Source organism: Microbacterium sulfonylureivorans, assembly GCF_003999995.1.
Lineage (GTDB): Bacteria > Actinomycetota > Actinomycetes > Actinomycetales > Microbacteriaceae > Microbacterium > Microbacterium sulfonylureivorans.
On record NZ_RJAD01000001.1, the window covers coordinates 201,185 to 222,220 of the forward strand.

15 protein-coding genes, 1 tRNA gene, 1 pseudogene and 1 riboswitch are annotated in these 21,036 nt (G+C 70.3%); of the genes and pseudogenes, 7 read left to right on the top strand and 10 right to left on the bottom strand.

Going from position 1 to position 21,036, the window contains the following annotated elements:
- Positions 1 to 30: 30 nt before the first annotated feature.
- The 3 genes from EER34_RS00955 to EER34_RS00965 are packed head-to-tail and all read right to left on the bottom strand — an operon-like array spanning position 31 to position 2,177.
- Complete coding sequence (locus EER34_RS00955; RefSeq protein ID WP_127472719.1) at positions 31 to 933, bottom strand: SRPBCC family protein; 903 nt, start codon at positions 931 to 933, stop codon at positions 31 to 33.
- Positions 930 to 1,256, bottom strand: coding sequence for an ArsR/SmtB family transcription factor (locus tag EER34_RS00960; RefSeq protein WP_127472720.1), 327 nt, complete (start codon positions 1,254 to 1,256; stop codon positions 930 to 932). Before EER34_RS00960 ends, EER34_RS00955 begins: the two co-directional genes overlap by 4 nt.
- Positions 1,257 to 1,307: 51 nt before the next feature.
- Positions 1,308 to 2,177: a transglutaminase-like domain-containing protein gene (locus tag EER34_RS00965; protein ID WP_127472721.1), complete on the bottom strand. Its 870-nt coding sequence runs from the start codon at positions 2,175 to 2,177 to the stop codon at positions 1,308 to 1,310.
- A gap of 159 nt (positions 2,178 to 2,336) precedes the next feature.
- On the opposite strand from EER34_RS00965, the gene EER34_RS00970 reads away from it, so the two are divergent.
- The 3 genes from EER34_RS00970 to EER34_RS00980 all read left to right on the top strand — a co-directional run bounded on the left by EER34_RS00970 (position 2,337) and on the right by EER34_RS00980 (position 3,821).
- Positions 2,337 to 3,149: an SGNH/GDSL hydrolase family protein gene (locus tag EER34_RS00970; protein ID WP_127472722.1), complete on the top strand. Its 813-nt coding sequence runs from the start codon at positions 2,337 to 2,339 to the stop codon at positions 3,147 to 3,149.
- 43 nt (positions 3,150 to 3,192) lie between these two features.
- Positions 3,193 to 3,265 (top strand) — tRNA-Arg (locus EER34_RS00975).
- Between the two features lie 118 nt (positions 3,266 to 3,383).
- Complete coding sequence (locus tag EER34_RS00980) at positions 3,384 to 3,821, top strand: hypothetical protein (protein ID WP_127472723.1); 438 nt, start codon at positions 3,384 to 3,386, stop codon at positions 3,819 to 3,821.
- Positions 3,822 to 3,844: 23 nt separating this feature from the next.
- Here the strand turns inward: EER34_RS00980 and EER34_RS00985 are convergent, their stop codons facing one another.
- The 3 genes from EER34_RS00985 to EER34_RS00995 form a co-directional block, all read right to left on the bottom strand.
- Entirely contained in the window at positions 3,845 to 5,680 is a 1,836-nt protein-coding gene (locus EER34_RS00985) for an alkyl/aryl-sulfatase (RefSeq protein WP_127472724.1), read from the bottom strand.
- A 77-nt stretch (positions 5,681 to 5,757) separates the two neighbouring features.
- Entirely contained in the window at positions 5,758 to 6,858 is a 1,101-nt protein-coding gene (locus EER34_RS00990; RefSeq protein ID WP_205791301.1) for a calcium:cation antiporter, read from the bottom strand.
- 285 nt (positions 6,859 to 7,143) lie between these two features.
- Positions 7,144 to 7,647: a GNAT family N-acetyltransferase gene (locus EER34_RS00995; protein ID WP_205791469.1), complete on the bottom strand. Its 504-nt coding sequence runs from the start codon at positions 7,645 to 7,647 to the stop codon at positions 7,144 to 7,146.
- Positions 7,648 to 7,722: 75 nt separating this feature from the next.
- On the opposite strand from EER34_RS00995, the gene EER34_RS01000 reads away from it, so the two are divergent.
- The 4 genes from EER34_RS01000 (at position 7,723) to EER34_RS01020 (ending at position 16,432) form a co-directional block, all read left to right on the top strand.
- Positions 7,723 to 9,228 carry an FAD-dependent monooxygenase gene (locus EER34_RS01000; protein ID WP_127472726.1) on the top strand — a complete coding sequence of 502 codons (1,506 nt, stop codon included), beginning with the start codon at positions 7,723 to 7,725 and terminating at the stop codon, positions 9,226 to 9,228.
- 133 nt (positions 9,229 to 9,361) lie between these two features.
- Positions 9,362 to 11,725: a helix-turn-helix transcriptional regulator gene (locus tag EER34_RS01005; protein ID WP_127472727.1), complete on the top strand. Its 2,364-nt coding sequence runs from the start codon at positions 9,362 to 9,364 to the stop codon at positions 11,723 to 11,725.
- Positions 11,726 to 11,838: 113 nt separating this feature from the next.
- Positions 11,839 to 14,445, top strand: a complete 2,607-nt coding sequence (locus EER34_RS01015; protein ID WP_164743411.1) for a glycosyl hydrolase family 18 protein — start codon at positions 11,839 to 11,841, stop codon at positions 14,443 to 14,445.
- A 157-nt stretch (positions 14,446 to 14,602) separates the two neighbouring features.
- Positions 14,603 to 16,432, top strand: coding sequence for a glycosyl hydrolase family 18 protein (locus EER34_RS01020; RefSeq protein WP_205791303.1), 1,830 nt, complete (start codon positions 14,603 to 14,605; stop codon positions 16,430 to 16,432).
- A 288-nt stretch (positions 16,433 to 16,720) separates the two neighbouring features.
- On the opposite strand, the gene EER34_RS01025 is transcribed toward EER34_RS01020, so the two are convergent.
- The 4 genes and pseudogenes from EER34_RS01025 to EER34_RS01040 all read right to left on the bottom strand — a co-directional run.
- Positions 16,721 to 18,298: a M20/M25/M40 family metallo-hydrolase gene (locus EER34_RS01025; protein WP_127472728.1), complete on the bottom strand. Its 1,578-nt coding sequence runs from the start codon at positions 18,296 to 18,298 to the stop codon at positions 16,721 to 16,723.
- 120 nt (positions 18,299 to 18,418) lie between these two features.
- Positions 18,419 to 18,739, bottom strand: a complete 321-nt coding sequence (locus tag EER34_RS01030; protein ID WP_127472729.1) for a DMT family transporter — start codon at positions 18,737 to 18,739, stop codon at positions 18,419 to 18,421.
- A gap of 9 nt (positions 18,740 to 18,748) precedes the next feature.
- Positions 18,749 to 18,813: riboswitch (guanidine-III (ykkC-III) riboswitch) on the bottom strand.
- A gap of 50 nt (positions 18,814 to 18,863) precedes the next feature.
- The gene (locus EER34_RS01035) at positions 18,864 to 19,754 is read right to left on the bottom strand and encodes a CPBP family intramembrane glutamic endopeptidase (RefSeq protein ID WP_127472730.1); all 891 of its coding nucleotides are present in this window, start codon (positions 19,752 to 19,754) and stop codon (positions 18,864 to 18,866) included.
- Positions 19,754 to 21,015, bottom strand: a pseudogene (locus EER34_RS01040) (MFS transporter); the annotation flags it as partial. The gene EER34_RS01035 and the pseudogene EER34_RS01040, both read right to left, overlap by 1 nt.
- Positions 21,016 to 21,036 lie beyond the last annotated feature (21 nt).

The window sequence follows — 21,036 nt, forward strand, 5'->3', positions numbered from 1 at the left end:
GTCTAGTTCGCGTGGCGGGGGCGCCTTCCGTCAGCCGAGGCGCCCGGCGAGCTCGGCCAGCACGAAGTCCCACCCCTGGCGGTACGAGTCCGCCGGCGCGTCGTCGTCCCACGGTCCGGTGTGACGCACCGTCACTGCGGTGGCGCCGTCGCCGGTCGCCTCGAACGCCACGTCGACCGCTTCGTCGCGGGAGTCGCCGTCGGCGTCGCTCCATACCCACGTGAAGGCGAGCCGCCGTTCGGGCTCGACGGCGAGGTACTCGCCCGAGACCGCGATCCCGTGGCGGGATGCCTCGATCCGGTAGCGCCCCCCGGGGCGGACGTCCGCCACGATCGCCACGTCGTCCCAGTGATTCCACCACCAGGCGGAGAGGCCGTCGGCGCCCGCCCAGGCATCCCACACGGCGCGCACGGGTGCCTCGATCACGCGCTCGAGCACCAGCGGGTGCGCGCGCAGCAGCTCCCATCGCCGGGGGGCCCGTCCACCGGCGTCCTCGACCTGTGCGCCGACGACCTCCGCGAGGGCGACGAGGTTCTGCTCCCACCCCTCGCCGTACTGGAGCATCCGATGCGGGCGCAGCCGGTCGTGCTGCACGGTGAGCCGCGTTCCGGCGCCGTCGGGATCGAGGCGGATGCGCACGAGGCCGGGGTCGTCGTCGCCGGACCACCAGGTGTACGTCAGCCCTTGCGGCGCGTCGCAGCTCTCCAGCACGGCACGGCGGAGCATCCCTCCCCCGAGGTCGACCATGAAGGAGTCACCCGGACGCGACGGCGTCGGCCCGGTTATCGTGCCGTACCACCGGGCGATGCGCTCGGGAGCCGTGATCGCGTCCCACACCTCGGCGACCGGCGCCCGAAAGGTGCGGATCAGCGTGATCGCCTGGGCGGATCCGTCGCCTGTCAGAGCGCGCACGAAGGGGTCTGCGGCGTTCATCGTTCCTCCTTGCGGCCCCGCAGCAGCTCGGTGTCGAGCGCGTCGAGGCGATTGGTCCAGAAGCCCAGCTGCTCGTCGACCCAGGCCTGCGCCTCGGTCATGCGGTCGCCGGACAGCGAGTAGATTCGCCGCGACCCCGCGGGGACGCTGCGCGCGAACCCCGCGTCGCGCAGCACGCGGAGGTGGTTCGAGACGGCCGGCTGGCTGATCCCGAACTCGGCGCGGACGACGTCGGTGAGCGCTCCGGACGACTGATCGCCGTGGGCGAGCAGTTCGATCAGACGTCTGCGGACGGGATCGCCGAGGATGTCGAGGGCGTGCACAGCCCATTTATATCAGCCTTCACTGATATAAACAAGAACTGATACTACTGCTCAGGCGAGCTGCACGAGCTCGAGGAAGTCGTCCGCGGAGGGATCGGATGCCGCGGCCGGCGTCTCGAGCCCGTCCAGCGTCGTCGCGCCGAGCCCGCCTGCCCCCTCCAGGTCGTCCGGAACCACCCACGCGTCGACGCGCATCCGCTGGAGCCCGACGTAGCCGCCGTGGTAGCTGAGGAAGGCGCAGTCCGCGGCATCCCGCCCCGTCGCGATGCGCACGAGCGAGCGGCGATTCGCCAGGCGCGTGCCGTCGATGACGTACCAGGCGCCGTCGAGATACGCCTCGGCGACGGCGTGGAAGTCCATCGGCTGGAGGCCGGGAGCGAAGCACGCGGCGTATCGCGCCGGCATGTCCATGGCGCGCAGCAGCGCGATCACGACGTGCGCGTAGTCGCGGCAGACGCCCTGCCCCGTCATCAGGGTCGTCACCGCGCTGTCGGTGCCCTGACTGAGACCGGGCGTGTACGTGGTGCTCGTCGCAACGAACTCGGACACCGCCGCGATGAGGTCGTGCCCCTGCAGCCCCTTGAACTGACGACGGGCCTGCTGGAAGACCTCGTCGGACTGGCAGTACCGGCTCGGGCGCAGGTAGGTGATGGCTTCGAGGTCGCTCGTGCGGCTCGTGGCGGCCTGACCCTCGACGGTCGCCTCGTAGCGCACTTCGAGCCGGCCGGACTCGCCCATCAGGCGATGCAGACGGCTGCCCGACTGGTCGACGATCTCCGTCGGCGTGTACACGCGCTCGCCCTGCGTGAACGTCAGCTGCTCACTGACCAGGGGCACCGCCTGGGCCGCCGAGATCTGGAAGATGAGGTCGACGGACGACCCCAGATCGAGGTCCAGTTCGGCGGTCACGACGCGTTGCACCGAAGTATCCTCGCATGCCGGAGAGGCCGCTTCCTGCGCGTGTGCACAGAGGCCCGCAGAGGCCCCGCGATCGCGCCGATCGCTCAGGATTCGCTCGGCGTTTCCACACGTTTCCACGCGATTGCGAGGAGGCGGGGATTCGTGACGTACCCTCTCTCCATGCACGCGCCCGGACGCCCCCGCGCACGGCGTCCGTGGCTGCCGCTCGTCGGCGCCGCGCTCGCCGTCGCCGCCGTGTGCGCGCTCGGGGTGTGGCGACCGTGGGGCGTGACGCCCTCGGCTCCCGTCGCCGCAGAAGAGGAGTCGGCCGCGGTGGTCGTGCCGGCGGCGCTCGAACTGCCCGACGAGCCGCGTCTGCTCGTGTTCGGCGACTCGTGGGTCTACGGCTCCGCCGCGATCGTCCCGACGCTCGGCTTCGCCTACCGCCTCGGCGACGACCTGGGGTGGGAGACCATCGTCGACGGCGTCCGCGGCAGCGGCTACCTCAAGCCCGGACTCGACGGCGGCTCGTACTCAGAGCGCGTCGCCGCCCTCGACCCCGCCCTCGACCCCGATCTGATCATCGTCGAGGGCTCGATCAACGACCGCCGACTGCCGGCGGAGGGGTATCGGGATGCCGTGACCGGCGTATGGAACGCACTCCAGTCGCTCTATCCCGAGGCGGCCATCGTCATCCTCGGCCCGTCGCCGCAGGTGCTCCCCGTCGAGCCCGCCACCGCGCGGATCGACCGCGACCTCGCCGAGCTCGCCGATGCGCGCGGCTGGTGGTACATCTCCCCCCTCGCCGAGGGCTGGATCACCGAGGCGAACTACCTCGACGTGATCGACACGGGTCCGACCGGACGCGACCATCCGTCCACGGACGGCCATGCCTACCTCGCCGAGCGGGTCGCGCAGGCGCTCGACGGCATGATCGACGCGACGGATGTCATCGCCGACGCCCCGCTCGACGAGGACCTCGTCGCCCCTTGACGGCACGGCGACGCCCTCTCCGGGTGGTAATCTCGATCGGCACGCCTCCGTAGCTCAGGGGATAGAGCGTTGGTTTCCGGTACCAAAGGTCGCAGGTTCGATTCCTGTCGGGGGCACAAGACGAAACGGCCGTCCCGAAGGGGCGGCCGTTTCGCATCGTGCCGGCCCCCACCCGCCGGAGCCTCCGAGCGGCGCGCAGCGACGCATGGAGGGGCGGGAGCGAGGGAGACCCTGTTGACGGCACACGACCACACCGACGCCGAGGGCGCGCCGCGGCCCCTGGACACGAAGGACCGACGCATCATCGCGTGGACGATCGCCCTGATCATCGTCGGCGGCTACGTCATCTGCCAGGTCCTCGGACTTTGGACCACGAAGGACGCCGTGCCGCCGTCGTGGCTGATCACGGCGCCGGCAGGCGCAGCGATCGTGGGAGAACCTCGGATCGAACGCTCGAACGACAGGGTCACGACGTACGTGACGATTCGTCCGGCCGAAGGTCAGAAGGCTCATCAACTCGTCGAGCAGATGGGGCTGTCCGAACAGCCGACTCAGCTCGGTCCGACCCCACTGGACTGGCGACCCGTCTGGGTGTACAGCAGGCCCACCGAGGACGGTGTCGAACTGCGGCTGGTGTACCGGCGAGACTCGGGCGACGTCATCACGCCCTAGTCCGGATGGTCTGACGGGATCCGTCAGGGCAGGACGATGTCGAACGCGGGATCGCCCGGGTCGAGGACACCGAGAACCGTCTGCAGCACCGACGCATCGCCGTCGAGGGTGAGGCCCGCAGCCAGCGCCGCCGCGACGTCGCCCGACGCGATCCCGGCGATCGACGACTGTGGCGCGGTGAGCGTCAACGTCACGTCGCCCTTGCCGTTCTCGACGACGACGAAGACGCCGTTTCGCAACGTGACGCGGAAGGTCTGACCGGTGTCGGGGAAGTGCCACCGCGTCGCGATGTCGAGGTCCCAGGCCTTCGGTCCGTCGATCTGGATCGCGATGGCGTCGAGGAGCAGTTCCGGCGGGAGCGCCCCGAGGATGTCGGCGGAGCTGGTCGCGGTCGGGGTGCCGAAGTTGCCCGTCGTGAGCTCCTGCGCTCCGGCGAGGAACGCGGCGCGCCAGGTGCCGTTCTCCGAACCGAACCCGAGTCGGGTGAGCGCCTCGGCGAGCAGCGCCTTGGCCCCGACGTGGTCGGGCTCGGCGAACACGACATGGTCGAGCACCTGGGCAGTCCAGCGGAGGTCGCCGGACTCGAACGACGCGCGCGCCTTCTCGACGACGGCATCCGCACCGCCCATGAACTCGACGTAGCGGGTCGCCGCGGCCTCGGGCGTGTGCTGCCAGAGCCGCGCCGGGTTGCCGTCGTACCAGCCCATGTAGCGCTGATAGATCGCCTTCACGTTGTGGCTGACCGAGCCGTAGTAGCCGTGCGTGTGCCAGGCGGCTTCGAGGGCCGGAGGCATCCGGAACTCCTCCGCGATCTCGGAACCCGTCAGGCCCTTGTTGATCAGCCGGAGGGTCTGGTCGTGCAGATACGCGTACAGGTCGCGCTGCAGTCCGAGGAACTCCAGGATGTCGTCGCGCCCCCACGTGGGCCAGTGGTGGGAGGCGAACACGACCTCGGCCTCGTCGCCCCACGTCTCGATCGCCTCGCTGAGGTACTGCGCCCAGATGTGGGGGTCCCGGACGAGCGCGCCACGGAGGGTGAGCAGGTTGTGCAGGGTGTGGGTGGCGTTCTCGGCCATGCACAGGGCCTTGCGGTCGGGGAAGTAGAAGTGCATCTCGGAGGGCGCCTCGGTGCCGGGCGCCATCTGGAAGACGATGCGCACGCCGTCGAGCGTGCGCTCCTCCCCCGTTTTCGAGACGTAGTCGGTCGGCGCGATGAGCGAGACGGTTCCCTGCGACGGGCTCTGGCCGAGTCCGGCGCCCACGCTGCCCTCCGGACCCCGTGGGAGGACGGCGCCGTACATGTAGCCGGCGCGGCGCGCCATCGCCGTGCCGGCGTAGACGTTCTCCGCGATGGCGTGCTCGAGAAAGCCTTCGGGAGCGATGACCGGGATGCCGGCATCCACCTCCTCCTGACTGACGACCCCCTTCACCCCGCCGAAGTGGTCCACGTGACTGTGGGTGTAGATGACCGCCGACACCGGACGATCGCCACGGTGGCTGCGATACAGGCCGATGGCCGCGGCCGCGGTCTCCACGGAGATGAGCGGGTCAATCACGATCACGCCGGTGTCGCCCTCGATGAACGAGATGTTGGAGAGGTCGAGGCCGCGCACCTGATAGATGCCGTCGGTGACCTGGAAGAGCCCGTCCATCGCGACCAGCTGCGACTGGCGCCACAGGCTGGGATGCACGGTGGGCGGAGCGTCGCCCTTCAGGAATGCGAAGGAGTCGTTGTCCCAGACGACTCGGCCTTCCGCGTTGCGAACGACGTTCGGATCGAGGCGGCCGATGAAGCCGCGCGAGGCGTCATCGAAGTCGCGGGTGTCGGAGAACGGGAGCGAGGCGTCGGCATCGGTCATGATCTCGACCCTAGCTTCGCGGTCGGAGCCGTCACCAGGGTGCGCAGCGACGATCGTCGCTCCGGCCCGCAGGAGACTCAGGGCGCGAACAGGAGGATTCCGTAGACGCCGAAGAGCATGAGGTGCACCGCGCCGTGGACCGCCGTGGTCCGCGGTGCGAAGTAGGTGATCAGGGTCATCACGAGGGTGATGCAGATGAGCACCATGTTGGCGGGCGACTCTCCGAGTATGACGGGCTGACCGGTGACCAGCCCGATCACGAGGATCGCGGGAATGGTCAGCCCCACGGTCGAGACGAACGCGCCGAGACCGAGGTTGAGCGCCCGCTGATTCTCGTCGGCCAGCGCTGCGCGGACGGCGGTGATCGCCTCGGGCGTGAACACGATGATCGCGATGATCACGCCGCCGAGAGCGACGGGGGCTCCGGTGATCTCGATGCCGCGGTCCACCAGGATCCCGAGGTCGTGGGCGAGCAGGACGATCGGCAGCACCGTGGCGACGAGCAGCACCGTGCGCGCCGTGAGCTCGCCGGCGGAGGCCTTCTCCCGCTCCGCCGGTCCTGGCGGCGTCCGGTCGACGGAAGGCTCGGGAAGGGGCTGAAGGTAGAGCGCCCGGTCGGTGCCGGTCTGCATGAAGAGGAAGAAGGCGTACAGCGCGGCCGACAGCAGCGCGAGGCCGATCGACTGCAGCGGAACGAGGCTGCCGTCATCCGTGGAGCTGAGGAAGCTGGGCAGTACGAGCGTGCACAGCGACAGCGCCGCGATCATCGCCAGGTAGATCGACGCGCCCTCCATGTTGTAGCGCTGCGGGCCGAACCTCAGCGCCCCCAGGAGGATGGTGAGGCCGAGCACGCCGTTGACGATGATCATCATGACCGCGAACAGGGAGTCCCGGCCGATCGTGGCCGATCCCCCGGGGCCGAGCATGATCGAGGCGATCAGCACGACCTCGATCACGACGACGGTCAGCGTGAGGATCAGCGTGCCGAACGGCTCTCCGACCGTCTCCGCCAGGTGCTCCGCGTGACGGACGACGCCGAACGCGGCGACCATGATCGCGCCGAGGATCATCACGAAGCAGGCGACGGCGACGGCAGCGTTCGCCGGGTGGGTCACCCATTCGTGCCCGACGGTGAGGAACACGATCGTCGTGCTCCACGCGATCGCCAGCGTGATCACCGTCGAGCGTGAGAACAGGTGTCGCCCGCGGCTGGGCCGCGTAGACGCCGTGCGTCGGGAAGACCGGTCGCGGGCCGCCCTCACGATGCCTCGCGTCCGTCGGCCGACCGCGCCGAGCGGAGGAACCATCGCGGCGGCACCTTCGCCGGGGACGCGGCATCCGGCCCGTCGCTCTGCGGGGTGGTCACGACTCAGATCATCCCGAGCGACCCGTCGCGCCACAAGCCCCGGCTGCCGAGGAGGTCGGGCCGGCACGGGCTCACCGACACGGCGAGCGCCTTTCGATCAGCCCGCAGACCCTGCGAGCGCGGCGAGGTCGTCGCCCGCCAGCCGCTGGGTCGTCCACTCGTCCATCGGAACAGCGCCGAGTGATCGATAGAACGCGATCGACGGCGCGTTCCAGTCCAGCACCGTCCACTCGAGGCGCGAGTATCCGCGCTCCACGCAGACAGCCGCGAGCGACGCGATGAGCGCCCGCCCGTACCCTCGGCCCCGCTGCTCCGCGTCGACGATGAGGTCCTCCAGCCAGATCCCATGACGACCGGTCCACGTCGAATAGGTCAGAAACCACATGGCGATGCCGACGATCGTCCCGTGGCGCTCCACCACGTGGGTGAACACCCGCGGATCCGCTCCGAACAGGCTCTCCGTCAGGGCTTCGACGGTGTTCTCGACGGCGTCCGGCTCTCGCTCGTAGACGGCGAGGGCGTGGATGAGGCGCAGAATGCCGACCTCGTCGCCGGGGCGCGCCTCGCGCAGCACCGCGTCGTCGTGCAGGGTCACGGTCATCACCGTTCGAGCCTAGGGGCGACAGGGGCCCATGCACGGCTGACGGTTCACGCCGGACGGTGCCAGAGTGGGGGAATGGATGCCTCCGCCGACGTGATCGTCGTGGGCGCAGGTCCGAGCGGGCTCATGGCGGCGACCTGCCTCGCCCGCCTCGGCGCGCGGGTCGTCGTGATCGACGGCAAGGAAGGACCGACGCGCGAATCGCGCGCCCTGGCACTGCAGGCGCGGTCACTCGAACTGTACGACCAGCTCGGACTGGCGCCGCGCGTCCTCGACGAGGCGACCCCGGCACCGGCGATCCGCCCGGGGTACGGGCGACGCGTGTTCGGATCGGTGCCCCTGTCCGACCTGGGGCGCACCGTCACGCCCTTTCCCGGCGTCTTCGTGCTCGAGCAGAGCCGCAACGAGCGCATCCTCCGCGACGCGTTCCTCTCGTTCGGCGGCACGATCCTGTGGGAGCACCAGCTCGTGTCGCTCGACCCGCCCGGCCGGGCACCGATCGCCGCGAAGGTCGCGGGTCCGGAGGGCAGGACCGTCGTGGAGGCCGACTGGCTGATCGGTGCGGACGGCACCTCATCGACGGTGCGGAGGATCCGAGGCATCCCCTTCGAGGGCACGACCAGCCCGCTGTCGTACTTCGTCGCCGACGCCCTCGATGCGAGTGGGCTCGTCGAGGAAGGCGTCAACCTGCGGATCGAGGGCGACGACCTCCTGCTGGCCTTCCCGATGGGCGAGAAGGGTCACCACCGACTCCTCGGGATCGCGGACGACTCCGACGACGCCACCGACGCGGCGGTCGAGGAGCGCGTGAAGCGGATGCTCGCGGCAAGGTTCGGCGTCCACTACGCGCGATCGGCGTGGTTCTCGAGGTACCGCACGCACCACCGACTCGCCGCGCGCTTCCGCGACGGGGTGGTCTTCCTTGTGGGGGACGCGGCGCACGTGCACTCCCCGGTCGGCGCCCAGGGCATGAACACCGGTCTCCAGGACGCCCACAACCTCGCATGCAAGCTCGCGCAGGTGATCTCCGGCGAGGCGCCCGAGTCGATGCTCGACGAGTACGAGCACGAACGCCGGCCCGTGGCGGCGCGCCTCGTCCGCACGACCGATGCCCTGTTCTCCCGGATCACCTCGCGCGGAGCGATCGCCCACTTCGTCCGCACGCGGGTGGTGCCGCTCGTCGGACCGCCCGCCGTGCGCCTCCTCCCCCGCGCCGCGCGCGGCGAACGTCTGTACGGCTACCTGTCGCAGACGCGGATCCGCTACCGGATGCCCGGCGCCCGCCGGCGCGACGCCGTGCTCGGTCGTCGACTGCCCTGGACGGGCGACAACTTCGACTCGCTGCGCGCGTTCACCTGGCAGCTTCACGGGTACGGCGTGGACCGACCGATCGTCGAGCGCGCGGCGCAGGCGCTCGGGATCGCCCCCCAGTCACATGCGCGCGACCCGTTCGGCCGCCTCGCCGCCGACCGACTGTACCTCGTACGGCCGGACGGCTTCGTCGCGGGCGTCGCGGCGCCGGGGATCGCCGTCGCCGCCCTTCACGACATCCTGGTGGCGACGACCCGAGATCGCGAGTGATGCGCACCCGTCACGGAGCCGTGCCGCGGTCGATACACAACCGCAACAACGCCGTGGTGGACTACTTTGTAAGGGTTGGTAACATAATCGGCGCCGGGGTCGACGCAGACCCTCACGGAGGTGCGATGCGGTGATGACGGTGACGAGTGCGAGCACTCCCGCTGCGGCAGCGGTCTCGGTCCTGAGCATGCTGCGACGCACCGCCCGTCCCGTCGCCCCGCACGTCGCGATGCGCCTGTGCACGGCACTCGCGGACGACCAGGAAGCCATCGCGCAGGTGACGTCGCTTCTCACGCCGGCGCAGCGCGCGGGTCTGTCCGCCCTTCCCGACCCGCTCCCCCCGGTGCCCGCGGTCACCGCCGTCTTCTCCCATCTCGACCGGCTCGCCGACGCGGAGCGGCGTCTCCTGCAGGCGGTCTCGGTGAGCGTCGACGGCCGCGTCGACGTGGTGCTCGCGGCAGCGGGCCTCACCATGGCCGACGCTCTCGCCGGCGGGGCGGCCCCGCACGTCGAGGTGGCCGCCGGCCGCGTGGCGTTCGCCGACCCCCGCGCCCGCATCCACGTGCATGCCGCCGCCACCCTCGCCGAGCGCACCGACGTGCACGCCGCGCTCGCCCAGGCGTACCGCGCCGCCGGCGACGCCCGCCTGGCCGTGTGGCACGAGTCCCTCAGCACACTCGAGGGAGATGCGTCGCTGGTCGCGCCGCTGCTCGACCTGGCCGACGTCGCACGCCGGTGCGGCGCGGCGGAATGGGCCCACTCCGTCGCACGGGAGGCGGCGAGCCATGCCTCGGGCGACGAGCGGCTCTTCGCCCACATCGCTGCGGGAGAGGCCGCGCTGGACGCCGGCCTCGTGGACGATGCCGTGGAATGGCTGCGCGGACCCGTGGTCGGCCCCGACGACATCGCCGCCCGCGCGCTCCCCGCGTTCGTCCACGCCGTGACGCTCAGCGAGGGCAATGTCCCCGACGGCGACATCGGCCGCCACGTGGCGCGTCTGCGGGACACTCCACCTTCGGCGTCCGACTCGGCGGACCACGTCTCGCGGGCTCTGGCCCTGGCGGCGTGCCTCCACGCCGAGCGCGGCCACGATGCCGACGCCGCGGACCTGCTCGCGCTCGCCGGGGGGCTAGCGGACCGTGCGGACAGCACGGAGCGTCCGTCGTGGGCGCACGCGTGGTGCGACCTGTTCCGCGACACCGCGCCGTCACCCCGACCCGTGCACGAGCCGGGGGACGACGACCGTGACGACGGCACCGCGGGATCTTACGGACGCATCGCGCACGCGATCGAGCTGGCTGGCTCCGATCGCTGCGAGCACGCGCTGGGAGCGCTTCAGGGGGGCGCCGGCGCGACCATGGGCGGCGCATCGCCGTGGACGGTGGACCTCGGTCAGACGCGAGCGGCTCCGCTCGCCGAGGCGCACCGCCGCGTCGCCATCGCCCTGGTCGAGTTCTGGTCGGGAGATCTCGCACGGGCCCGGGCGGAGCTGGCGGATGCCTCGCTCGTCGTGCCGGTCGGACTGCCGTACTCGGGTCTCGCCGTCGCGCTCGCGCGCCGGCTCGACGTCTGCACCGACGGCACCTCGCTCGCCACCTCGCTCGCGCTCGAGGACACCCACCCCACTCCCCACGCGCGGGCGCTGCGCGGAGGGCTGCTCGTCGATCGCGCGATCACCGCCTACCTCGAGGGCCGGATGACCGAGGCGGCGACGCTCCTCTCCCTCGCTGCGGACGGCGCTTCGCGCGGGGCCGCCGGGCTGCGCCTGCCCGGTCTCGACGAGTCGACCGTGTGGGCGGCGACCGGCCGCATCGAAGAGGCGAGGGTCGCCGCCGAAAGGCTGGAGCAGAGCGTCGCGGGGATGTCGTCCCTCCAGCGCCGGGCCGTGATCGCGCGGGCCCGGGTCATGGTCGCAACCCCCGCCGACGTCGTCGCTGCGACCCGGGCGGCGGCCGACGCGTGCCGGTTGCTCGCCTCGCCGTACGAGCGCGCACGCACGGAGATGGTCGTCGGTCGCGCGCGGGCGGCGCAGGGCGACCTCGAGGCAGCGCGGGCGCACCTGCTCGCGGCATCCGGCCTCTTCGATGCGGCGGGAGCATCCGTCTGGCGCGCAGCATGCGACGCGGACCTCGATCTGCTGCCGGCCGAAGCACCTGTCTCGGTGCTGACGCGCCCGATCCCGGTGAGCGGCCCCGCCGCCGCGACCCCGCTCGCCCGCACCCCCGGCGCCGCGCCGGGGGATGACCTCGACGACGAGGTCGAACGAGCGTGCCGCGACGCCTGGAGCGAGATACTCACCGAGCGGGAGCAGGATGTCGCACTGCTCGTCGCGCAGGGGCACTCCAATCGCGAGGTCGCCGCTCGGCTGTTCGTCTCGGTGCGGACCGTCGAGGTGCACCTCGGCCGCGTCTTCTCGAAGCTCGCGGTGCCGTCCCGGGTGGCCCTCACGGTGCAGGCGCATCGGATCGCCCGCGACCGTCAGCCCGTCGCGGGCTGACGGGGCATAGGGGGAACCACGTATCAGGGTTCCCGCGGATGCCGCGCGGCATCCTCCCGCTCTAGCGTGCGAGGCACGGCGCGCCCGCGCCGCCTTCCCCCCTGAGGAGCCCCATGAAACTCCCCCCTGCGCGCCGACGAGGCGCACCGATCACAGCGATCCTCGCCGGACTGGCCGTGGTCGCGACCCTGGCTGTCGCTCCGATCAATCCGGCCACGGCGGCCGCTGTCTGCTCGACGCCGTGGTCGTCCTCCGACGTGTACACCGCCGGCGCGTCCGTGTCGCATCTGAATGTCAACTACCGCGCGAAGTGGTGGACTCAGAACAACGTCCCGGGCACCGAGCAATGGGGACCGTGGGAGTCGCAGGGCGCGTGCGGCGACGGCTCGCAGCCCACCCCCACACCGACACCGACACCGACACCGACACCGACACCGACACCCACGCCGACCCCCACGCCCACGCCGACCCCCACGCCCACGCCGACCCCGGAGCCGGGCACGCCGTGGACGGCGAACCCCGATGAGAAGTGCCGTCCCGACGGTCTCTACCAGACGCCCGGCATCGACGTCCCGTACTGCGACATCTACGACGACGACGGACGCGAGGTGCTCCCCAACGGCCTCGAGCACCGCGTCATCGGCTACTTCACGAGCTGGCGAACCGGCTACAACGGCGCTCCGCGCTACATCGCGAGCGACATCCCGTGGAACCGCATCAGCCACATCAACTACGCCTTCGCCCACATCGACGGCGCGGGCAAGGTCTCGGTGAACGCCGAGGCGGCCGGCGACGCGGCGACCGAGCTCACCTGGCCGGGCGTCGCGGGAGCCGAGATGGACCCGTCGCTCCCCTACCAGGGCCACTTCAACCTGCTCGAGAAGTTCAAGAAGCAGCATCCCGGCGTAAAGACGCTCGTCTCCGTCGGAGGCTGGGCCGAAACCGGCGGCTACTTCGACGCCGACGGAGACCGCGTCGCGAGCGGCGGCTTCTACACGATGGCCGAGACCGCGGCCGGACGCGAGAGGTTCGCCGACTCGGCGGTCGCCTTCATCCGCCAGTACGGCTTCGACGGCGTCGACATCGACTACGAGTACGCGACGAGCAACGGCAAGGCCGGCAACCCCGACGACTTCGCGTTCTCAGACGCGCGGCGAGCCACGCTGTGGCGGAACTACGACGCGCTCATGAAGACGCTGCGCGAGAAGCTGGATGCCGCGTCCGCCGCCGACGGCGAGTACTACATGCTCACCGTCGCGGCCCCGGCATCGGGCTGGCTGCTGCGCGGGCAGGAGGTGCACCAGGTCGTGAAGTACCTCGACTACCTCAACATGATGAGCTACGACCTGCACGGCGCCTGGAACGACCATGTCGCCGGGAACGCCCCGCTGTTCGACGACGGCAAGGATCCCGAACTCGCCGCCGGCGGCGTCTACTCGGCGTACAAGGGCATCGGCTATCTCAACTCCGACTGGGCGTATCACTACTACCGCGGCTCGATGCCGGCCGGGCGCATCAATCTCGGCGTCCCGTTCTACACACGGGGCTGGACCGGCGTGACCGGCGGCGTGAACGGGCTGGGCGGCAGCGCAGCGCTTCCGAACCAGGCCGCGTGCCCGGCCGGGACGGGACCGACGATCGGGGGCACCTCGAAGTGCGGCAACGGCGCCGTCGGCGTCGACAACCTGTGGCATGACCTCGACGGCAACGGCAACCAGGTGCCCTCCGGTGTCAACCCGATCTGGCACGCGCTGAACCTGCAGCAGGGCATCGTCGGCGATTACGCCGCCGCGTACGGCGCACCGACAGGACCCCTCGCCGGCACGTACACGCATCACTTCGACACGGTGTCGAAGACCGAGTGGTGGTGGAATTCGACCACCCGGACGTTCCTGTCGGGCGACTCCGACCAGGCGATCCAGGCCAAGGCCGACTATGTGTCCGACAAGGGGCTGGGCGGAGTCATGATCTGGGAACTCGCAGGCGACTACGCCTGGGACGCCCAGAAGGGCCAGTACGGAATCGGGTCGAGCCTCGTCGACCGGATCCACGCGACCCTGAGCGACTCCGACCCGTACGGGGCGACCAAGGCAGATGCGGCGATGCCTTCCGAAGCGCTCGCGCTGGACGTCGAGTTCACCGAGTTCGCGCTGGGCGACAGCAACTATCCGATCAATCCGAAGGTGACGTTCCGCAACGGCTCCCCTGCCGCGATCCCAGCGGGGGCGACGATCACCTTCGACTACGCGACGAGCGACACCGGCGAGCTCAAGGAGCAGAACGGCTGGGGCATCGTGAAGGTCTCGTCCGGCCACACCGGCGACAACGTCGGCGGTCTCGACGGCGACTTCCACACCGCGCGCATCACCGTGCCCGCCGGCGGCATCCCCGCAGGCGGCAGCGCTTCGACGAAGCTGTCGTGGTCGCTGCCGATCAGCCAGATCTCGAACCTGCGCGTGACGATCGGCGCCGAGACGTACTCCACGCTCTACGACCTCCCCCGCGGGGTCGCCGTCGTATCGCCCGGCAGCGGCGGGGGCGGCACCGGCGGCGGGACCGGCGATTGCGACGCCCCGGCGTGGAGCGCGACCGGTGTGTACACCCAGGGCGCCGTCGTGAGCCACTCCGGCCGGGAGTGGACGGCGAAGTGGTGGACGACCGGCGATGTCCCGGGCGCCGGCGAGTGGGGACCGTGGGGAACGGGGGTGACCTGCGGCTGAACAGCGCCTCTGGCGGCGGGCCCGCGTACGGGGAAACACGTACGCGGGCCCGCCTGCGTCGGGAGGAATGTGGAATGTACGGACGCTGAACAAATGCGCGCGTTCCTAGCCTGACGTCACGGCATCCCCTGCCGCCCCTCCCCCAGGAAGGACACCCATGCCCGCACAACCGAGACCACGCCCCGGTCTGACCAAACTGATCGCCGCCGTCGCCGCCGGCGCCCTCGCCGTCGGCGGGCTCGTCGCCGTTGCGACGAGCGCCGCGTCCGCCGCCGACGCTCCCGGCATCAACGGCTACCGCAACGTGGGCTACTTCGCCCAGTGGGGCGTGTACGGCCGCGATTTCAAGCTCAAGCAGCTGCAGGACTCCGGCGCCGCCGCCGACCTGACCCACATCAACTATTCGTTCGCGAACATCCATCACCAGACCCTGACGTGCTTCGAGGCGAACAAGGCCCAGGGCACGGGTCCGAACGGCTCCGACGGCGCCGGCGACGCATGGGCCGACTTCGGCATGGGCTACACCGCGGCGAACTCGGTCGCCGGCGTCGCGGACACGTGGGACCAGCCGCTCGCGGGATCGTTCAACCAGCTCAAGCAGCTCAAGGCGAAGAACCCGAACCTCAAGGTCATGATGTCGATCGGCGGCTGGACCTGGTCGAAGAACTTCAGCAAGGCGGCGGCGACGGATGCCTCGCGCAAGAAGTTCGTCTCGAGCTGTGTCGACATGTTCATCAAGGGCAACCTGCCGGTGATCGACGGGCGCGGCGGCCCCGGCAGCGCAGCCGGCGTCTTCGACGGATTCGACCTCGACTGGGAGTGGCCCGGCTCGCCCAACGGCCTCGAAGGCAACTATGTCGACACCGTCAACGACAAGGCGAACTTCAAGGCGCTCATCCGCGAGTTCCGCGTGCAGCTGGACGCGTACTCGCAGACGAGCGGCAAGGCCTACCAGCTGAGCGCGTTCCTTCCCGCGAACCCTGTCGACATCGCGGCGGGCGGCTGGAACGACCCCGCGATCTTCCAGGACCTCGACTACGGCAACATCCAGGGCTACGACCTCTGGGGCGCGTGGGATCCGACCCTGACCGGACACCAGGGCAACCTGTACGACGACCCCCGCGACCCGCGACCGGCGACGCAGAGGTTCAGCGTCGACAAGGCCGTGAAGGAATACCTCCGCACCGGCATCTCGCCCGCGCAGCTCGGCGTCGGCATGGCGGCATACGGTCGCGGCTGGCAGGGCGCGACCTCGTCGACTCCGTGGGGCAGCGCGACCGGCGCGGCACCGGGCACGTACGAGGCGGGCAACGAGGACTACTACAAGCTCAAGACCCGCGGAACCGACCACTACGACGCTACGATCGGCGCCGCGTGGCGCTACGACGGAAGCCAGTGGTGGTCGTACGACAACGCGCAGACCACGGCTCAGAAGGCCCAGTACATCGTCGACAAGGGCCTCGGCGGCGGCATGTGGTGGGAGCTCTCGGGCGATCGGAACAACGAGCTCGTGGGATTCATGGCCGACAAGTTCCGCGCGGCGCCGACCGGGCCGTCGGACGATCCGGTGAACCCGACGCCGTCGCCCACGCCGACGCCGGATCCGACGACGACGCCCACACCGACTCCGACGCCGACACCGACGCCGGACCCCGGAACGTGCGCGGCGGCGGTGTGGAGCGCGACGGCGACCTACACCGGCGGCGCCGTCGTCAGCTACCAGGGCAAGGAGTACCGGGCCCAGTGGTGGACGCAGAACAACGTCCCGAGCGAGGGCGGCGTCTGGGTCGAGGTGCGCGACTGCTCGGGAACCCCGCCGCAGCCCGGCCAGTGCCCCGCAGCCTGGCAGGCGAGCAAGATCTACCTGACCGGCGACAAGGCCACCCACGGCGGACGCATCTGGCAGGCGCAGTGGTGGACGCAGGGCGAGACGCCGGGCAGCCAGCAGTGGGGCGCCTGGAAGGATGCCGGAGCCTGCACCGGCTGACGTCCGACGCCGGATCGACGCAGGGAGCGCCCTCGACCCTCGGGCCGGGGGCGCTCCCTGCGCACGATGCCGCGGAGACTCCGTCCGCACACGAAGATCGCCCCGGGGCCGAAGCCTCGGGGCGATCATCAGTGCGATCTGCGGTCTCTGTATCCGGTTCCCTTTCGGGTTCCTTCGTCTCTGTTCTCTCTTCGCAGGACCGAATCTACTCAGCCCGCCGACGTCGTCAAGTGTTCACACGGAAGTCATTTCGACGTGAGGTTGAGGGTGAGAATCCGGTCGGAGCAGTCACTTCGTGAAGAGCTCCTGCATGGGTGCCAGGCTCTTCGCCTTGCCGTGCGACTTGCCCGGCGAGCTCACCCCGTTCACCGTGGAGGTGTCGAAGGCGAACGTGACCACCGCGGTCGCGAGGGCGTCGGCGTTCACGTCGAGGGCGTAGGTGTTGATGTTCCCGACGAGGTCGTAGTCCTCGGCGAGCAGCGCGTACAGCGCCGCGTCATTTCCCTCGCCCGTGAGGTTGTCGCACGGTGCGTGGTAGCACGGGTCGTAGTCCGCGCCGGCGACGCCGCCGTACAGCTCGGCCTCCGCCGCGGTCTTGTCTCCCTCGGCACCGGTGAACAGGCCGCCGGCCGGGATGCCGACCGCGATGAAGGGGCCGTAGTCGCTGCGGCCCGAGAACTCGGTGTCCTGGTAGGGCTCGCCGCGGCTCTCGTAGAACCCCTCGAAGACGTCCTCGATCTGCGCGGACCCCTCGGGAATGAACCCTGCCGGTGCCGTGCCACTCGAGTTGTCGCCGTCGTAGACGCCCATGAAGTAGTTGGGCGACCCGATCATGTCGAAGTTCAGGTACAGCGCGATGTCGGCGATCTCGTCGTCGGTCAGGTTCGCGACGTAGTGCTCCGAGCCGAGCAGGCCGCTCTCCTCGGCGCCCCACCATGCGAAGCGCACCGTGTTGTTGGGCTTGACCTTCTTCATCTGGATGGCGGTCTCCAGCAGCGCAGCGCTGCCCGAGCCGTTGTCGTTGATGCCCGCGCCGTTCTGGACGCTGTCCAGGTGTGCGCCGGCCATGACGGTGTTCGAGTCATCGCCGTTCGAGGTCTCGGCGAGCACGTTGTACGCGGTGCGCACGTCGGCCTCGTAGTCGACTGTGACCGTCACGGTCGCGCCCGGCGTGCTCGCCAGGTCGACTCCCACGGAGTTCTGGACGAAGACCGCGGGGATGGTGAGTCCGGGCGCGGCGCCGATCATGCCGACGAGGCTCTCGTCACCGTTGTTGTTCATGATGATGACCGCCTCCGCGCCAGCGGCCTGGGCGTTGACCGCCTTCACCGCGAAGCCGCAGCCGCCGCGCTGCACGAGCGCCACGCTGTCGGCGGGGAAGGTGCCGAAGTCGGCCACGGTGCAGCCGCTCGTGTTGTCGGGTGACGGATAGTCGACGACGACGAGCGAGCCCGTCGCCGTGCCCTCGGGGCTGCCCGTATCGAACTGGTTGCGGACGAAGTCCGACTCGTTGACGTACGTCGTGGTCGTCGAGCCCACCGTGCGGGTCAGCTCGCTGTTCTCCTCGAAGTAGTCGAACTCGAACGGCTGCACGACGGGATCGTAGCCCGCGCCTTCGAGCTGCTCGACGACGTAGTCGACGGATGCCCCGTACCCCGGGCGTCCCGCGGCCCGGTCGCCGAACTCGTCCGCGACGCCCTGAAGCGCCTCCAGATGCCTCATGACCCCCTCGAGCGTGACCGCCTTGGTGAGCTTCTTCACCGAGTTGTTGTTCGGTGCCGCGTACGCCGGTGAGGCGAGTGCGACTCCGGCCGTCAGCGCGGCGATGGTCGCCACCGCCCAGACGCGCCTGTTCTTGATCGGCATGTTGTGCCTTTCCGCCGACGACCCCTCTGGCGTCGGCTGCCTGCGGGCATGCTCGCACACCCCGCCACCGAGTTCCAGAGGTTGCGCCCGAGACTCACCCTTCCCTCATCTGCCGCCCGTTCACTCGTGCCCGACGAGCTTGAGACCCACGACGCACGCGACCAGCCCGAGGATGAGGAGGAGCTTGACGACGGAGAAGGACTCCGCGCCGGTGAGCATCGCCCAGGCGACGGTCAGCGACGCGCCGATGCCCACCCACACGCCGTACGCCGTACCGGTGGAGATCTCGCGCATCGCCCACGCGAGCCCGCCCATGCTGAGCGCCAGCGAGACCCCGAAGATCACGGTCGGCCAGAGTCTGGTGAAGCCCTCGGACAGGCCGAGCGCCGTCGCCCAGACGGCCTCGAGGATTCCGGAAACGATGAGGATGACCCACGCCATGACTGTGCTCCTGGCCAGTCTTGTCGCGCACCGGGTACTGATCCGTCGTCCGGGGATCCGGGAGGGATCCGCGATCCAACCTACCCGACGCGACTGGGCAGGGCCTGGGCAGCGCGGCCGACGATCAGAGCGGGAACAGCCAGTCGAGCATGCCCGGATTGTGCGCGTGGACGAGCACGAGGAACACCACCGCATCGAAGAGCAGATGCACCGTCACGACGTAGGCGAGCGACCGCGTCTTCATGAAGATGTACCCCATCAGCAGGGCGAACGGGATCGTCAGCACCGGTCCCCAGGACCGGTAGCCGAGCTCCCACAGGAACGAGACGAACACGAGCATCTGAAGGACGTTCGCCTGCCAGAAGGGGAAGTGGCGGCGGAGCAGGGCGAAGCACGTGCAGATGAAGAACAGCTCGTCCCAGATGCCCACCGCCCCGACGCCCACGAACAGGCGCGCGATGAGGTCGGGGGTGTCGACGACGGGCCAGTTGAGGTAGACGCCCGAGGTGATGAAGTAGAAGGGCAGGATCAGCCAGCCGAGCACCAGCACGATCGCCAGCCACGACCACTGGAACCCGGTCCATCTCCCGCCGCCTCGCCAGGGGAACCGGATGGCGTGGTCGCGATAGGCCCACCGCGATATCGCGTAGGGCACGGCCACGGCGCCGCCGAGCGCGGCCGCGAACCGGACGAATGCCACGTTGTCGAGTTCGGCCTCGAGCGGGATCGCGCTGACGATCAAGAGTCCGACGGCGATGAGCGAGAGGTCGCGCACGATGCTCGGCCGCCGTGTGCCCACAGCGGTCGCGCCGGCCGCGGCGGCGGAAGGCGCGGCATCCGCTCGCTCGAGGAGGAACGCGACGACCAGCCCCGCAGCGAGCAGCGCCCAGCCGATCCAGGGGATGCGGACAACGAAGAACGCCGGTGCGGCGAGGCACACCAGCAGGGCCGGGGCGAGGCGCCACGACCAGGCGGGGAGCGTGCCGACGGGGGCGGCGGCGGGAGACGCGGGCATCAGCGGTCCAAGGGGTGGGCGATCTCGTCCCGCGGCATGCGCGCCGCGAAGATCGCGATGAGGCCGAACACGAGCGGGAGGATGCCCGCGACGATGAAGATGGTCTGCAGCGGCACGACCTCCGACAGCGGGCCGGCGAGCGCCATGGACAGCGGCATGAGCGCGAGTGAGACGAAGAAGTCCAGGCTCGAGATGCGTCCGAGCATGTGGCGCGGCACCCGCCGCTGCAGCAGCGTTCCCCAGATGACGTTTCCGTAGCTGAACCCGAACCCGATGATGAACATCGACACCAGCATCAGCCAGTACTGGTCGGTGATGCCGACGACGATGAACGGCAGCGTGCTGACGCCCCACACCAGGTTCATGACCGTCAGATACCGGCGGGGCAGCTTCATCGACGACACCACGATCGATCCGACCACCCCTCCGAGCCCGTAGACGGCGAGGAGGAAGCCGAACCAGCGCGGGTCTTCGCCGATGCGCTCGCGCGTGAGGAACGGCAGCAGCACCTCCTCCGGCCCGACGAACACGAGCACCCAGCCGGTCGCGAACAGCAGGGTCGCGAACAGCCACGGCGTGCGGACGGTGAAGACCACTGCCTCTTTCAGATCGTGGAAGACGGATGCCGCGCGCTCGGGCTCGTCGTGGGGAGCCGGTGGCTCCGTGCGGAGGAACAGCAGCCCGACGAAGGCGAGCCCGTACGCGATCGAGATGACCACCGCCGCATGGCTCGGGACCAGGGCGGCCAGAAGCATCCCCGCGGCGGCGGGGCCGGCCGCCTGCTGCAGGGCCGGGCGGATCGCGCCCTCGAGCCCGTTGGCCGCGAGCAGCTGCCCCTGCGGCAGGATCCGCGGCAGGATCGCGGTGTAGGCCGGGAAGAAGAACCCGGCCCCGGCGCCGAGCACGAAGGCGACGATCGTCAGGTGCGGGATCGAGACCGCGCCGGCGGCACCGGCGACGACCACCGACGTGATCGCGACGAAGTTGACGAATTCGACGACACGCACGATGGTGCGTCGCGACACGCGGTCGGCGACGATGCCGCCCGGGATCGCGCAGAGCAGCAGCCCCGTCGCGTTCGCGCCGGCGACGAGCGAGAGCTCGAGCGGCCCTCCTCCGGCGTCTATGACCGAGTACACCATCACGACGGCCCACATGCCCGCCGCGAAGATCGACAGCACGACGGCGCCGAACAGCACGCGGAAGTCGCGGTGGCCGAGCGGCCGGACGACGCGCCATCGGTCGCGGGACGCGGCGTCCGATCCCGGCGGCCCGGTGACGA